Raw genomic sequence first — 343 nt, 5'->3', positions numbered from 1 at the left:
TTTCACTGGTGAAAATGGTGAACGCCGGGTTTCGCGCTCACCTATGCTGCCAACAACCGCGGGACGCGCGTCGCTGCCCGTCGTCGTGCGCCACCTCCGCGCCTCTTCTCAATCCGGACGAAAACGACGGAGCGACGATGGACGCGCTGATCGAGCTGAGCCGACATACCTGGGCGGTCATCCTACTGGTCGCGGTGCCGATCGGGGCGCTCGTAGGTTTTTGGGTCAATATCGGGACACTGCGAAAGGCCGCGCAAGAACGAGAGAAGTTAGACCTTGAAATTGCCAAACTAAAAGTAGACGCGGCGGACCGCGAGTAAGCGTCAGCGCATCCCGTCTTGAA

At 59.8% G+C, this 343-nt stretch carries 1 protein-coding gene; it reads left to right on the top strand.

Annotated elements, in window-relative coordinates; genetic code table 11:
• Positions 1 to 320 (top strand): hypothetical protein (locus tag BG61_RS43865; protein WP_206540648.1); only part of this gene is annotated, 320 nt, incomplete at its 5' end.
• Positions 321 to 343 lie beyond the last annotated feature (23 nt).

Origin of the sequence: Caballeronia glathei (assembly GCF_000698595.1) — a bacterium.
GTDB classification, from domain to species: Bacteria; Pseudomonadota; Gammaproteobacteria; order Burkholderiales; family Burkholderiaceae; genus Caballeronia; species Caballeronia glathei.
The sequence above is the reverse complement of the archived record's forward strand: the minus strand, read 5'-3'. Positions and strand labels throughout refer to the sequence as shown.